At 36.3% G+C, this 15971-nt stretch carries 9 protein-coding genes; 5 read left to right on the top strand and 4 right to left on the bottom strand.

Going from position 1 to position 15971, the window contains the following annotated elements; translation table 11 throughout:
* Positions 1 to 647 precede the first annotated feature (647 nt).
* The 4 genes from BC008_RS27920 (at position 648) to BC008_RS51585 (ending at position 8263) form a co-directional block, all read left to right on the top strand.
* Positions 648 to 1616: an AAA-like domain-containing protein gene (locus BC008_RS27920; protein ID WP_235595946.1), complete on the top strand. Its 969-nt coding sequence runs from the start codon at positions 648 to 650 to the stop codon at positions 1614 to 1616.
* Between the two features lie 2 nt (positions 1617 to 1618).
* Positions 1619 to 4045, top strand: coding sequence for a DUF456 domain-containing protein (locus BC008_RS27915; RefSeq protein WP_027842707.1), 2427 nt, complete (start codon positions 1619 to 1621; stop codon positions 4043 to 4045).
* Between the two features lie 643 nt (positions 4046 to 4688).
* The gene (locus BC008_RS27910; RefSeq protein WP_027842708.1) at positions 4689 to 5747 is read left to right on the top strand and encodes a TniB family NTP-binding protein; all 1059 of its coding nucleotides are present in this window, start codon (positions 4689 to 4691) and stop codon (positions 5745 to 5747) included.
* 2 nt (positions 5748 to 5749) lie between these two features.
* The gene (locus BC008_RS51585; RefSeq protein ID WP_027842709.1) at positions 5750 to 8263 is read left to right on the top strand and encodes a hypothetical protein; all 2514 of its coding nucleotides are present in this window, start codon (positions 5750 to 5752) and stop codon (positions 8261 to 8263) included.
* Between the two features lie 35 nt (positions 8264 to 8298).
* Here BC008_RS51585 and BC008_RS27900 read toward each other — a convergent pair whose 3' ends face one another.
* From BC008_RS27900 to rimI, 4 genes are all read right to left on the bottom strand, one after another.
* On the bottom strand, positions 8299 to 9312 hold the full coding sequence (locus BC008_RS27900) for a sensor histidine kinase (protein ID WP_036265164.1): 1014 nt from the start codon (positions 9310 to 9312) through the stop codon (positions 8299 to 8301).
* Positions 9313 to 9317: 5 nt separating this feature from the next.
* Positions 9318 to 10478, bottom strand: coding sequence for an FIST signal transduction protein (locus tag BC008_RS27895; RefSeq protein ID WP_027842711.1), 1161 nt, complete (start codon positions 10476 to 10478; stop codon positions 9318 to 9320).
* Between the two features lie 379 nt (positions 10479 to 10857).
* The gene (locus BC008_RS27890; RefSeq protein WP_027842712.1) at positions 10858 to 13326 is read right to left on the bottom strand and encodes an ATP-dependent Clp protease ATP-binding subunit; all 2469 of its coding nucleotides are present in this window, start codon (positions 13324 to 13326) and stop codon (positions 10858 to 10860) included.
* Between the two features lie 435 nt (positions 13327 to 13761).
* A complete protein-coding gene (gene rimI / locus BC008_RS27885) occupies positions 13762 to 14316 on the bottom strand; it encodes a ribosomal protein S18-alanine N-acetyltransferase (protein ID WP_027842713.1) in 555 nt (184 codons plus the stop codon).
* Between the two features lie 165 nt (positions 14317 to 14481).
* Here rimI and lysA point away from each other — a divergent pair, with 165 nt between their 5' ends.
* Positions 14482 to 15894, top strand: coding sequence for a diaminopimelate decarboxylase (lysA, locus tag BC008_RS27880; RefSeq protein ID WP_027842714.1), 1413 nt, complete (start codon positions 14482 to 14484; stop codon positions 15892 to 15894).
* Positions 15895 to 15971 lie beyond the last annotated feature (77 nt).

The following is a 15971-nucleotide window of genomic DNA, read 5'->3' as shown; positions in this document are numbered from 1 at the left end:
TAATACTTAGATAACTTTTAATATTTTCTATATTTTCTCTGAGCCTAACTGGACCTATGAAATTATAAACTAAGCTTTTCAGCAAATTTCAGTTTTACATTCTTCTTCTGATCAGGTCAATTGACAAACAACCTTGCGATCAGTGTTATTAATGCTTTGTCTTGGATTTTATTCAGTTCAAAATTTATGCAATGAAGCCAGTTGTTACTTGTTTGATTTTTACTTGTTTGATTTTTACTTGTTTGATTTTTACTTGTCTAAATCACTTCACTTGTTTAAATAACCAACTACAAGTAATAATCTGACCCGATTTCAACAAATATAGCTTATTACCAACAGAATAAGAATTTTTGTCCTAACCTGTTTACTTGAGAAGAATTAATAATAAAAATATAATATTTCATTCTTATAAAGCTCTTAACGCTCTATATGACTCAAAATTCGCTATTTGCTTGATTGTTGCTCTCTAGACATGTACTTGAAAAGATAAAAATTATAATCAGTATCAAAAGTTACGAATTATCGAAATGCATCCAACCAACCCATTTGTGGCCGGTCCAAAGCTACAAAACCCACAATTGTTTGTAGGTCGAAAAGAAGAGTTACAAGCAATATTTTCTCGAATGAGTGGCGTGCAACCAACTAGTGTGAGTATTGTTGGTGAAACACAAATTGGTAAATCTTCTCTGCTGTATTACTTCTCTGTGATTTGGCACTCAAAGGTGAGAAATCCGAATAAATATGTAGTTATTTATATATCCCTAAAAAAAGCATATTGCCAAAAAGAAGAAAATTTTTATGGAATTATCGCTCAAGATTTATTGAGTTGTTCTGGGGTACAAGCAAAACCTATTTTAAAAGAGCTCTTGCAAAAAAAATCTCTCGATAGAATTGGATTTTCTACAGCAATAGCAGAATTTGAACATCAAGGTTTGCTCCCAGTTCTTTGTCTAGATGATTTTGAAAATCTTTTGAAATATCCTAAGGAATTCGACAATGGTTTCTATGATAATTTACGTTCTTTAATGGATAACAATGTTCTGATGCTTATCTTAGCATCTTGTGAAACTCTGAATATTTATGCAGATAAGTATCGTTTTGTGTCTCGCTTTTTCAATGTCGGTCATACTATCAAATTAAGTGAATTTACATCAGATGAAGCCATTGAACTCACAAAATTATCTGATATGACTGCAAATGATAAAAAGCCACTTTTAAATACTGAGGAGCAGAAATGTGTATATTCTTGGGGAAAATGTCATCCTTATTTATTGCAATTAGCCGCCTCTTATTTATGGGAATCTCGTTACAACCATAAGGGTATCAAATGGGCAAAAAAACAATTTGAACAACAGAAAAAATTATTTGAGCAAGAGAAAAAAAGAAAATCGCCTCATCTACCTTACTTTTTGAAAAAAGAAAAACCCGAGAAAAATAATATTTTTTGGTGGTTTAAAAAACTACCAATAATCATAGGGGGATTTGTTGAGACTTTAGAAAATTTTACTAAAAGCATTATTGGATTAGTTATTTTAAGTTTGTTGATTTTGGTCGTGGTGAAAGTTTTACCTGTGGAGACTTTTGTCAAATACTTTCGAGATTTAATAGGGAGATAGTTATGACTCAGAGTATATTCATATCAAATGTTCAGACCTATCTAAGTGAATGCATACGTATTCTTTATAGTTCATACTTTCAGCCCTATAGCTTCCAAAATTGGCTCGCTGAAATACACCCAGAATTAAAACCAAAAGATAATCCCTTTAAATATCAAGCTGATTTCGCAAATAACCCTCCTTTAAAAAAATACGCAGAGCAAGTTTGGTGGATAACGGCTGTAGTTCCTCTTATAGTTGTTGTACCCATAGGATTATTAATACAGACAACACTTGGTAATTTTAACTGGGTATTGAGCTTGCTTTTTTTTGTAGGTTGGTGGATTGGTTTAGGCTTAGCACGGAGCGAGAATCAGAGACTAGAGACATGGTTTAAAGGACTTTTCGTATTTGTACTTGCAATACTAATCGTTGCTCAGTTTTTAGTACCTTCTGAGGTTCAAGTTATAGGTTGGGGTGCTGCTTTAGGTATTGCTTGGGGAGTTGCTTGGGGTATCGGATGGGGAATGATTTTAGGGGTTGCATTGGTATTAATATTAGGGATTATATTTGTCCTTTTATTGAGTCTGATTAAATGGCGTTTGGCTTGGCGCGTAGGCTGGATAGTTGCTTCTGGCGCAACTTCAGGTGTAGTACTGGGCTTTGCACTGGGAGTATTATTCGGAGTTGGTTGGGGAGTAGATTCTGACCCGAAGTTAGTTGAATGTTTGGGGATATTATTTCTTCTAGTTCCCGTTATTGTTTGGTTTGTAGAAGTTATTTGGATGTCAGTATTATTTTTAATTTCCCTACGTACTGATGCCGCATCATTATTACTTTACTTACCAGTTCGTTTCGACCAACGTATCATCATACCGTTACCTTTTATGGCGCAGATGATTGCGAATGCTTATCTTCAAAACCAAGCGATTGCACGTGAAACAATCGATTATTTAATTAATTCTACAAGCCAACAAAGGGTAGCAGCAGATGCGATCGCTACAATTGCTTTGCATAGCCTCAAAAAATGTGAAACTATTGACGATATTGCAAAAGTTGCAAATCAACTCGATTGGACTCCTTTACCAATATCTCAAGATAAAAATTGGGTAGTACCCAGTTTTTTAGATGTTAGCCAGAATGTTAATTCTGCGATTCATGCTAGTTCCACCTATCGTGGTTATCAAACCCTGCAAGATTCGATTTGTAACTTACGAGAAGTTACCGATAAATTAGCTAGAGAACGAAATTCTCGTTTGGCTGCGACGTTCGGGAGTATAGCTGAACGGTGGCTAGAACTAATGACAGCACGAAAAGATGAATGGAGAAAAGAGACAATTGAGTCAGAGGAAATTCGACAAGTATATATCCCTGGTAGTGCTTTAGATCCTGACAAAGCCCAAGAACGTTTTAAAGGGAGACACAAAATATTTCAGGAAATTGAAACTATAGCCCTTTTAGACCCACCACCTGCATTACTACTTTACGGAGGACGTCGTACCGGAAAAACTTCGGCTCTTAAATACCTACCGCGTAGGGTAGGAGCTAATCTTATACCTTTACTAATTGATATTCAAGGAGCAGCTGCTGCAACGACTCTTACAGGTTTAGCAGAACAAATAGCAAAACAAATTGTTCAATCTGCAAAGCGCTTACCCCGACGTTTAAATTTACCAGAACCAAATCAGAGAAAGTTAGAAAAAGAGCCATTTTTAGCTCTTCAAGATTGGTTATTACAAATAGAACGTGTTGTTCCAAATAAAAGATTTCTTCTGTGCTTAGATGAATATGAAAGATTAAGTGAAATAATCGAAGCAACAGGTACTAAAGCTCCACTTAATTTTTTACGCCATATTCTACAGCATATGCCTGCTTGGACTCTATTATTTAGTGGTTCCCACGAGTTATCAGAACAACCACCTTATTGGAGTGATTACTTAATTAATACCCGCGCTTTGCGAATGACTTTTTTAGAAGAGTCGGAAGCACGAGATTTAATTTTGCGTCCCGTTAAGGATTTTTCCCATACCATTTATGAAAATGACGCTGTAGATGAAATTATTAAGGTTACTCATTGTCAGCCATATCTAGTTCAATTAGTATGTTTTGAATTGATAGAGCGACTAAATGAAATAATTAAAAAGGAAAAAAGAGTTCGCGGTATAACAAGAGCTTCGTTAGAAGACGTTAAAGCCGTTATCCCTGTAGTTATAGAACGGGGCGATCAATATTTTCGAGAACAATGGTCTCGTTTTACAGATGAAGAAAAAAACTTCCTCTATCGCCTATCAGACGGTGAGAAACCCAAACGTGAAGATAAATTAATAGTGCGATCGCTAGTACGGAAAGAAGTCTTAAAGCAAGAAGCTGTGTTTGGAATAAATACTGACTTATTTGGAAAATTAAGTTTCAATGTGCCTTTATTCCGGAAGTATGTGGAAATGTCTTAGAGAATTATAAGGGATGCTTCAAAAGCAATTATTCTCATAATTTATAAACTATAGGGGCACACATCAGTGTGCCCGAATGAATATCATATTTTTATTTTGAATAATCTAGTGAGAAAATATTACTGACCAAATAAAAAATCAGCTACGATAATAACGGAATTATACTAATTTTTAGGATTTAATAATAAGTTATCATTGCGAATAAAATAATCAAAAAAAGTTAGATAATACTATTACTTTTTCCTAAATGTAAACGCTACGCAAACGATTCATTACATCATAAATGAATAAAAATCAAATTTTATACATTCCTCAGACAAATAAAAAGAATATTCAATCAGCATATATATGAGTGAATAAATACTTTTTAAAAAAGAGGATTTAAAAGGATAAATCACTTTATTAACTTGATTATATAGTCGTATTTATGTAAGTCTTTATATATCGGAGTAAAAGATAGCATGAATGTATTTTTTCTGGTGTACTAATAATTCTCTAAGCTTCCATAAAAATTTTAATTTTGTCATATAGGATGCATTTTACATTCATAAATATGAGTTAAAAGAATGCATTAAACCTGTAATGAAAGGGTAAATGCAAAGTTGAGATACAAAAGTATTCTATTCAAAATTACTTTCTTAATATGAATATTAATTATCGCAATCCCTTTGTAATAGATGGAATTCTTAAGGATCGCCGATTATTTGTAGGTCGTGAAGATGAGATGAGAGCTATTGTAAATAGAATGACAGGAATACAGCCGATAAGTATCAATATTATCGGTGAGAAAAAAATTGGTAAATCCTCTCTTCTTTATCATTTTTATCAAACTTGGAGAGAAAGAGTTATAAACGATGAAAAATATATCGTAATTTATTTATCACTCTCTCGTTGTCAAACAGAAGGGGATTTTTATGAAGAAGTAGTAGATAATTTAGTAGAAAGTTCAAATCAACCACTCATTTATCTAAAAAAAACTTTTCTAAATAAATCTATCAATCGTAGAAAATTTTCTAGGATAATCAGGAGTTTTCAAGAGAAGAAAATATTACCAGTTATTTGCTTGGATGATTTTGGTCGATTATTGGAACGCCCACAAAAATTTGATAAGGGATTTTATGACCATTTACGCTACTTAATGGATGATAGCGCTTTAATGCTAGTAATAGCATCACGTAGAAGTCTTGCAGATTATGCTCGTGAGAAAGAATTAAGTTCTCCTTTTTTCAATATTGGTCATACTTTAGAATTAGGAAAATTAACAGAAGATGAAGCGATAAAGATTACATCACTTATTAGTAAAAACAAAATATCAGCAGAGCTACATTTAAACGAACAAAAAAAAGCGATAGAATGGGGCGAATTACATCCTTATAAATTACAATTATCCTGTTTTTATTTATGGGAAGCACGTCAACAAGGTAGGGATATAAAATGGGCAAGAATTAAGTTTATAAAAAATATAAATGTTAGACAAAGTAAGATTACTTTCCTAAAATTAAATCATTGGGATAAATTATTGAGTATATTCTCTTCCTTAGGTAAGTTTTCCTTCGATGTTGGTGATTTTTTTGATAAGTTTCACAAGGCAATTATCGGGATTGCTTTATTGATTTCTATAGTTCTTATTTGCTTAGATAAGTTGGAAGTTAGTGATTTAATACAAAAATTTTTTAATGAACTATTTGAGATTGGAAATTAGTTATGACTCAAGAATTACCATTGACTAAATTTTGGATTTATTTGATTCAGTGTGTTCGTATTCTTTGGTGGTCTTATTTAAAACCCTATACATTTGCTAACTGGTTACTAGAGATTCATCCAGAGTTAAAACCTGCAGATAATCCTTTCAAACTGAAAGCTGATTTTTCTAATAATCCCCGCTTGCAGAATTACGCTAATCAAGTTTGGTGTGTAACTGCTTTAATACCAATTTTGGCTGCACTATTACTTGGTTTAGTGTATGAAGTTTTGCCAGTAAATGGCTTTAATTGGACTCATACTTGTTTTTTTTGGATGGGTTGGTTGTTAGGCTTATGGTTTGCGCGTAGTGATAATCAAAGACTAGAAAAGTGGTTTGAGTTCTCTTTTGGTATTTTATTTATTTTTGTAGTCGTTATATTACTTTTGGGTTTGACACCATACTCTCTAATAACTCTGCTTGTTACTAATCAATGGTTCCCTGCTATATGGGGAGTATTTTTAGGAACAGCGTGGGGTGTATCTTTGGGTTGGGAATGGGGTATGAAGTGGGCAAGGGTATTAGGTATTTTATTATTCTTAGCTATTTTATTAGGTGTTGAATGGAGTTCAACCTGGATTTTTGTTGCATCGTGGCTTGTAATATGGTGCATAGCATGGATTGTGGTATCAGGTGTAGCTTCTGGTGTCGCATTAGGTGTAACTGCTGGTACAGCATTAAGTTTGGTATCCTGTTTGGCACTAGCAGATGCTCCTGACCAAAGAATAATTATGATCTGGGGTGGTGTATTTCTCTTGGTTCCAATCATTGTATGGATTGCAGAATTACTATGTATGTCCGCCTTATTTGTCTTCTCTAGAGGTGGAAAAGCATCATACTGGATTGGATATTTACCATCCCGCTTCGATGAAAAAATTATATTTCCCTTACCTTTTATGGTTGAAATGATTATGGATACTTATAAAGAAAATACTGAAATAGCAAATACAACTATTAAATATTTAACGACTTCCACTAATCAACAAAAAGTAGCATTTAAAGCTAATTTGCAAATAGCTCTGTATACTCTCAATCAATGTCAAACTATAGAGGATATTGCAAATACTGCGAATAAAGAGGAAGTGGCTTGGATTCATTCGAATTCTTCTAAACATATTGAATGGACACTACGCCGACTTCTAGACATAGCGAAGGACGTCCACCAATATTTCGAAATACCCTCTGATTACCTCAGATATAAATTACTAGAAAAAAATGTAATTTCGTTAGAAGAAGTATTCCATAATATTTCCTTAGTTAGCGAGCCGCAAATAGCTACCTATATTGGCAAAATCGCTCAAAGTTGGAGAGAAATTCTACAGTCAAAAAAAGATCTATTGAAAGATAGTGCTAAGGCTTCCCAGGAAATTCGACAGGTTTATATTCCTGGAAACGCTTTAGATCCTAATATTGCAAAGAGTCGTTTCAAAGGAAGAGTTGATTTATTTCACGAAATAGAGGCGTCAACATCCCAAGAACAAGCACCAGTTTTATTGTTGTATGGTGGACGTCGCAGTGGCAAAACTTCAACTCTCAAATATCTGCCAGTAAAACTTAGTGCTAACCTATTACCATTACGAGTAGATATTCAAGGAGCAGCATCTGCAACAACCCTAAGCGGGTTTGCAGAGTTTTTAGTAGAGGAAATTATTGAAGGAACGCGACGCTTACGCCAAAGTATTGATTTACCAGAATTGAATTTGGACAAGTTAGCTCAAGATCCATTTCCTATATTACAAAAATGGTTTAGGAAAATAGAGAACAAATTTCCTGAGAAAAGATTTCTCTTATGTTTTGACGAATATGAATGCTTGGATCAATTAGTGAAATCTACCAACAGTTACGCACCTCTCAATTTTATTCGTCACATTTTGCAAGACTATAATAATTGGATTTTACTCTTTTGTGGGTCCCACTTACTTGATGAACTTCCTATTTATTGGAGTAATTACCTAATTAATGCTCATGCTATTCGGATTACCTACCTTAAAGAATTAGAAGCAAAAGAATTAATTACTAAGCCCATACCAGATTTTCCTGACATCTATGAAGAAGATGCTGTGAATCGGATTCTCCATTTAACTCGCTGTCAACCTTATTTAGTTCAGCTAGTTTGCTACGAAATAGTAGAATTACTTAATAAAGATATTAGAAAAAATGGCAGAGATGCAGAGATTTCCAAAGCTAACCAAGAAGATGTGGAAAAGGTTATACCCATAGTTTTAGAACGAGGAGACTTATATTTCCGATATTCATGGACAAGTCTTAATGATAAAGAACAGCGATCGCTTCAGAATTTAGTTCAAGGGAAACCTCTGAAAATTTCGGATAAATCAGTAATAAACTCGTTAGTAAGAAAAGAGATTTTGGAAGTAGACAAGATTACAATCAAAAATCAAGATGAAATTCCACCAGTAAGCTTCCAAGTTCCTTTAGTCCAGAAATATGTAGAAAAAATGGTGTCAGAAGAAATTTAATAAATATATTTTTATTTCCAAGTCAACAACTTGAATTAACTGGAATAACAACCATGTTTAACCGGAATTTCAATGGTAAAACAAGTTCCTTTTCCTATCTCTGAACTACAGGTTAGAGAACCATCGTGCATTTCTGTAATAATTTGATGGCTAATTGACATCCCTAAACCGGTTCCCTGACCTACAGGTTTTGTAGTGAAAAAGGGATTAAAAATATTTTTTTGAATTTCTTCGGGAATTCCCGACCCATTATCTATTATTTTTATTGCTACTCGATGATTTGCGAGCACTGAGGTGTGAATGGATATTGTCAGTAACTGATTTTCCTGCTTATTTTTATTATTTTCCATTTCTTGCAAAGCATCGATCGCATTAGCAATGATATTCATGAATACCTGATTGAGTTGTCCAGCATAACATTGAATTTTTGGCAGTTCGCCGTAATATTTTCTAACTTCAATGTTCTGAGTTTGTTCATTTTTAGCTTTTAAACGGTTTTGTAAAATCATAAGTGTGCTGTCTATCCCCTCATGAATATCGACAGCTTTGACTTCTGCTTCATCTAAACGAGAAAAGGTACGGAGAGAATTAACAATTTCACGAATTCTCTCAGCCCCTATTTGCATAGAATTTATTAGTTTTGGCAAATCTTGATGAATGAATTCTAAATCTATCTCTTCGCCTAAATCTTTAATTTCTGGTGAAATATCTGAATATGTTTGCTCGTAAGTTTTGACTAATCTAAGTAGGTCTAATATGTATTCACGGGCATGAAAAATATTACCATGAATAAAGTTAACAGGATTATTAATTTCATGAGCAACTCCTGCAACTAATTGACCTAAGGAAGACATTTTCTCATTGTGAACTAGTTGTAATTGAGTTGTTTTAAACTCTTTAATAACCTGTTTGAGCAAAGATTCTTTTTTGTGATTATTCTCTTCTAAATTTATTCTATCAGCTTCAGAACGTTGGAGCTTTTTTTGAAGAATACGATTAGCTTTTTCTAAATCTTTTATTTTTTGTTCTAAATTCGTTGCGATGGTCATTTCGTTTATTTTTCTCCTAACATTAAAGTCACAAATGTTTCATTATGGAAATAAGTCCAATTAGAACCCGAATTGGGAGAAATTTCACCATTTGCATAGAAACCACAACAAGGTAGTTCTATTTTCAAACAACTTTTAGCAATTTGATATTCTTCTCGAGCACGAGTACCGAGAATTTGTCTTCTTGAGGCGCAGGAAAAAAACAAAACTACTTTGGGTTCTACACCGGGATAATTTTCTAATGCATTTGTCATTGATATTTTTGAAGCTGTGAGAATATCATCACAACTTGCTTGTGTAATTTGTACTAATGCTTGATTGGGAACATCAGCAAAAAAAGTAATACTACCGTTAGAAGAATCGTGAGTTTTAGGAGCTCTCATGTAAAATTGCTCTGTAACATCCCCATAAATAGCCAGAGGATATTCAGCAGCAGGTGTTAAGGAACCCAAATATCGGTGGTAAAAATGTAAAGCTGGTTCACCATCAATTTCATAAACGATATGTTTATCGGCTGAAGTTACTAGACTTTTTTTACCTATGGGATTCCAACCACTTGCGACTCCATGGGAAAAAAGTAATTCTCCACAGAATAACAAAACTGGTACGGAATCACTGAAAACTTTAGTTTTAAAGAATTGATAAGTTTGTTGAAATCGATTTTGGTCCGCTGCTAAACCACCAAAAATTGGTACTTGTTGTCCCAAAGCTAACTTTAATCCATTCAAAATCGATACTCCGCTACTACCCAGAGTCTCGGGAATGGTTAAACATATTGTGGCTGCTAGATTGCTGCTTTTGCTGAGTGCTTGTTCGACCGCTCTAGAAGTTGCAGCAACCGGATTTAGAGAAACATTTTCTCCAATACCAGCTAATATTTTCAGATTTGTATTATCCGTACAAAATACCGTTAAAGTTAGCGAATCTTGTTCAAAACCTAATACAGAGGAAATTTCTCCATCCGTTGTTCCTCCGATTAACTCAATTCCTGGAAATACTTGATCGATTTCTTGCAAAATCAGATTGTGGTCAAAATCAATCGCAGCAAATAAGATTCCCGCATTTGGTATTTTTCCTGCTAAAGATTTTTGACACTGTTCCAGAACTTCAGCAATCGCACAATCGGAATCTGGGTCGTTGCTATGACCGACTGCTACTTTGAACATAAATTCTCTCGTTTATTTTTCCAAGTACAAATATGGGTATTTCACAATCATTCTGAGATTATTTTTCCCATTTCAGAATCGAGAGTATTGTTGTTTGCACAATATTTATGGTTTTTATAGCAGTAAGAAGATAAGTTAGAACATCATGTTTTACTTAAAAGGGAACAGCGCCGCCGATAGGCGCAATCCGGCGCAGCCGGAATGCTGACCAAGACAGGGAACGTGGAAACAGGAAATCTAACCAGAAAAGATAGTGCTATAAATTGCGACAAAAAACGGTAGAGATATTAGTATCCCTACCGTTTTTTATTTATTTATTAAAAATTCAAGAATCAGAGATTCAAAAGTAAACTTTAAATCTCATATTCTCATCAGGTAATTAAGAAACAGCTTGTGGTAAAGAGTCCTGATTTTCTCGACCAGTAACTTTAATGTTACCGCCCTCATCCACGTCAACTACTGCTGTATCACCGTCCTTAATGCGACCAGAGAGAATTTCTTCCGCAAGACTATCCTCTAACAAGCGCATAATAGCCCGACGTAATGGTCTTGCACCGTAGCTGGGACTATAACCTTCTTCGATCAAACGATCTTTGAAGCGATCAGTAACTTCTAAGTTGATACCTTTTTCGCCCAGACGACCAAATACCTCTTTGAGCATGATTTCGGCAATTTCTTTGACCTCGTCTTTGCTCAGTTGACGGAAGACAATAATTTCATCAAGTCGGTTGAGGAACTCTGGACGGAAATATTGCTTAAGTTCTTCATTAACCAAAGACTTAATTCTATTGTACTGGGACTCGCTTGCATCATCCGCAAACTCGAAACCAATACCGCCACCACCTTTTTCAATGACCTTGGAACCGATATTGGATGTCAAAATTAGTAAAGTATTTTTAAAATCTACTGTTCTACCTTTTGCATCCGTTAATCTACCATCTTCCAAGATTTGCAGTAGCATATTAAACACATCGGGATGTGCTTTTTCGATTTCATCGAATAGTACTACTGTATAAGGACGGCGACGTACAGCTTCTGTTAGCTGACCACCTTCGTTGTATCCGACATAACCAGGAGGCGAACCAATCAATTTGCTGACAGTATGACGCTCCATGAACTCGGACATATCCAAGCGAATCATTGCTTCTTCAGAACCAAAGAAGTAGGAAGCCAAAGACTTCGCTAATTCTGTTTTACCAACACCAGTTGGACCAGAAAAAATAAAGCTAGCAATGGGTCGATTGGGATTTTTCAAACCTACGCGAGCGCGACGAATAGCCCGAGATACTGCTTTCACAGCATCTTCTTGACCGATCAGGCGCTGGTGCAAGGTGTCTTCCATGTGTAACAGCTTTTCGGATTCCGATTCCGTTAGCTTGTTCACAGGAACCCCAGTCCAAGATGCGACAATATGAGCAATGTCTTCTTCTGTGACTACAGGTTCTTCACCTTCTGCACGACCAGAATTAGATTTGCTCTGAGCAATGGCGCGAATTTCGGATTTAATTTCCATTTCTCGATCGCGCAATTCGCCAGCTCGGTCAAAATCTTGGGAGCGGACAGCATCGTCCTTTTCCTTCAAGATTTGTCGTAGCTCTTTATCTAATTCCTTCGCTGCTGGTGGTAACTGAGAATTAATTAAGCGGACGCGAGAACCGGCTTCATCAATTAAGTCAATAGCTTTATCTGGTAAATAACGATCACTAATGTAACGGTCGGATAATTTTGCCGCCGCAACTAAGGAATCGTCAGAAATCTTTAACTTATGATGTTGTTCGTAACGGTCGCGCAGACCATAAAGAATTTCTATGGTTTCTTCTACAGATGGTTCACCCACCATGACTGGTTGGAAACGACGTTCCAAAGCAGCATCTCGTTCGATGTGCTTGCGATACTCGTCTAAGGTCGTTGCACCAATACACTGCAATTCTCCCCGCGCCAAAGCTGGCTTAAGGATATTGGCTGCATCAATTGCGCCCTCAGCCGCACCCGCACCAATGAGGGTGTGTACTTCGTCTATTACTAAAATTACATTTCCCGCCTGACGAATTTCGTCCATAATTTTCTTCAGGCGTTCTTCAAATTCACCCCGATATTTGGTTCCTGCTACCAGCAAACCAATATCCAGAGTTACTACACGTTTTTCTTCTAAGATGTCAGGAACATCTTTATTGGCGATTCGCTGCGCTAAACCTTCAGCTATTGCAGTTTTACCTACACCTGGTTCCCCAATTAAGACAGGGTTGTTTTTTGTACGTCGACCCAAAATTTGAATGACACGCTCGATTTCTTTAGCGCGTCCTACAACTGGATCTAACTTACCATCCCCTGCCATTTGAGTCAGGTTTGAACCGAATTCATCCAAGGTTGGGGTCTTCGTCCGTCCTGATTGACCAGTAGCAGCCACCTCAGCGGTTTCTCCCAACATTCGGATAACTTGAGTTCGGACCTTAGATAAATCCACGCCCAGGTTTTCTAGCACTCTAGCTGCTACACCTTCTCCTTCTCGGATTAAGCCTAACAACAGATGCTCTGTGCCAATGTAATTGTGCCCCAGTTGGCGTGCCTCTTCCAAGGACAGTTCTAAAACTCGTTTTGCCCTTGGTGTAAATGGTATTTCCACCGCGACAAAACCCGAACCCCGGCCTATGATTTTTTCTACCTCAATCCGGGCGTCTTTAAGATTGACCCCCATGGATTTCAGTACTTTTGCAGCCACTCCCGTACCCTCACCAATCAGACCCAGGAGAATTTGTTCGGTTCCAACAAAGTTGTGCCCCAAACGTCTTGCTTCCTCTTGGGCGAGCATTATGACCTTAATGGCTTTTTCTGTGAAGCGTTCAAACATTGTCCCATTACCTGCGTCGTGCCGGTACGCTGATTTTAGCACAGGCTAATATTTTCAATGTCTGTAGAAAGATAAAGAGGTCACATTATCCTCTACTTTTCTTCTCTGTGTAATCACTATGTTTTTGTGATTATTTTGTACTCAGTATGTGACTAAAATCAACCCGAACGTTACGTTTTTGGTTAACTGCTAGCTATAAACCAGTAATTTTAAGATTTAGTTGCAATTAATATGTCAAATCTACCATATTTTCCATATCATTTTATTTTAATTTCGTCTATGACCAGAAATACTTAATTTTAATTATTTATACTATATTCGATATTAATAAGAAAAAATAACGTTAAGCTTGTTTCTCAGGTAGATGACAGCTTTGATAAAGTTTGTTGAAGACAAAAAACCTATAAGTAAAAATTCTGTTGCTTATAGATGAAACTACTTCTCAAGAAATATTTCCCAGTTAGAATTTTTGAGGCGATCGCTAAATAATTCTTGCCAGGTATCCAGAGTTTTTTGGAATTGGGTATGTTTCAAATCCCCTAACCAAAGAATTAAAGCGTCTTCCCCGTTATCAATGTAATATCGTCGTCGTCGTCCTGCGGTTTTAAAACCAAATTTCTGATATAAAGAAATTGCTGCTATGTTGGAAGGCCGTACTTCTAATGTCGCTCGCTCTAAACCCTGCTTATAAGCTTTCTGAAGCAGAAAACAAAGTAACATTTGTCCTAAACCTTGGTTCTGATGTTGGGGATGGACAGCCAAGATTGTAATATGTGCTTCTTCTAAAATTGACCAAAAACAACCTACTCCCAAAAGTTGTAAGGGATGAATAGGAGAAAATAAGCCCATTAAATTGCTAGTTGAACTTTCTAGCTCCCTAAGATAAGCTTCTCGACTCCACAGACCGTTAAAACAGATACGATCTAGTTCTACAAGCGCATCTAAATGCTCTGCAGAAAGAATTTTGATCTCTAATTTGAATGATTTCACACTGTTGGCAAAACTTGAAATGTCCTTGAAAATCAATGAGACACCATAAGAACGCCCTTTTCAAGAAAAGCGAACGAGTGTCTCCTTTCAACATTAAAGGTAAACTGAGAATCGGGAAATGGACAATAAGCGTCCACATTTTAAACAAGGATAATCCTGACAATTATGGTATCGACTCACCCTACGGGGGTTCAAGATTCTGGTAACAAGTATTTACCTCCAAAAAACACTGATAACAAAAATCTTTCTCCAAATCAGCAATTATTGCCATTAACAGCTAGAACCAATAATTCAGGACATTTAGAAATTGGCGGCTGTGATGTGGTCACATTAGTACAGCAGTTTGGTTCCCCACTATATATTTTGGATGAGGAAAGCTTACGAACTGCTTGTCGCCAATATCGGGATAGTTTCCAGAATTATTACAAGGGTGAATCTCAAGTATTATATGCTTCCAAAGCTTGGAATTGTTTAGCAGTTTGTGCGATCGTAGCTAGTGAAGGATTAGGAATAGATGTCGCATCCGGTGGCGAACTTTACACCGCATTAACAGCCGGCGTCACTCCCGACAAAATTTATTTCCACAGTAATAATAAGTCTAGGGAAGAACTAATTTATGCTAGTGAGTCTGGTTGCACCATTGTAGTAGACAACTGGTATGAATTAAGCCTTTTGGTTGAACTCGGAAAAAATAATAGTTCTGAGTCATCAGTGCCGATTAGAATCATGTTGCGTCTGACCCCTGGAATTGATTGTCATACCCATGAATACATCCGTACTGGGCAACTGGATAGTAAATTTGGTTTTGACCCAAATCACTTGGACGAATTATTCGAGGAAATTAACAAACATAAATCTATTCTCAATTGCGTTGGCTTGCACGCCCACATTGGTTCCCAAATTTTTGAACGCCAACCTCACCGAGATTTAGCTCAATTAATGGTTAAGTGGTTACAAAATGCCAATTCCAAAGGTTTAAATATCACTGAGTTAAACTTAGGTGGTGGTTTAGGAATAACATATATAGAATCAGATGATCCGCCCAGTATTGAAGAATGGGTAAAACCAATCTGTGAAGCAATTGAAGAAACCTGTAACACTCAAAATTTACCTTTGCCAAAATTACTGTGCGAACCTGGGCGTTCGCTCATTGGTACAACTTGTGTAACAGCATATACTGTTGGTTCCTCCAAAAAAATTCCCGGAATTAGAACCTATATTGCAGTAGATGGTGGAATGTCGGACAATCCCCGTCCGATTACGTACCAGTCCGTATATCGGGCTGTAATTGCTAATAAAATGTCCGCTCCAATTACAGAAACAGTAACAATTGCTGGCAAACACTGCGAATCGGGGGATGTTTTAATCAAAGATGCTACACTGCCAACAACAGAACCAGGAGATATTCTCGTAGTTATGGGTACTGGTGCTTACAATTACAGCATGGCATCCAACTACAACCGTCTGCCTCGTTCCGCAGCAGTTTTGGTAGAATTGGGCGAAGCAAATCTAATTTTGCGTCGTGAGACCTATCAAGACTTAGTTCGACAAGATTGCTTACCGGAAAAGCTTTCCTAGTTAACAAGCAGTGTTTAGTCAAAATTTTTAGGCTTTGAATACAGGGTGTTTTGTCACCCTGAGTAGTATTACTTGAA

The sequence above is a fragment of the Mastigocoleus testarum BC008 genome (assembly GCF_001456025.1).
In the GTDB taxonomy this organism is placed as follows: Bacteria; Cyanobacteriota; Cyanobacteriia; order Cyanobacteriales; family Nostocaceae; genus Mastigocoleus; species Mastigocoleus testarum.
This window is presented reverse-complemented; position numbering and strand designations above follow the sequence as displayed.